Source organism: Streptomyces rhizosphaerihabitans (genome assembly GCF_025399795.1).
GTDB lineage: Bacteria > Actinomycetota > Actinomycetes > Streptomycetales > Streptomycetaceae > Streptomyces > Streptomyces rhizosphaerihabitans.
The window spans coordinates 1-215 of sequence record NZ_JAODTZ010000238.1 but is presented as its reverse complement, the minus strand read 5'-3'; the positions used below and the strand labels follow the sequence as shown (position 1 = coordinate 215).

General features: G+C 75.3%; 1 protein-coding gene. It reads left to right on the top strand.

The genetic code is table 11. The features are described from left to right. Positions 1–215: ATP-binding protein (locus tag N4G66_RS45570; RefSeq protein ID WP_449343332.1), on the top strand; the 215-nt coding region annotated here is incomplete at both ends.

The window sequence follows — 215 nt, the reverse complement described above, 5'->3', positions numbered from 1 at the left end:
GACAAGGTCGCCGCCCGGCACATCGCGCAGCGCGCGGGTGCGCCGCTGGTGGCCGGCACCCCGGACCCGGTCTCGGGTGCGGAGGAGGTGGTCGCGTTCGCCGAGCAGCACGGTCTGCCGATCGCGATCAAGGCCGCGTTCGGTGGCGGCGGGCGGGGTCTGAAGGTGGCCCGGACGCTGCAGGAGGTGCCGGAGCTGTACGAGTCGGCGGTGCG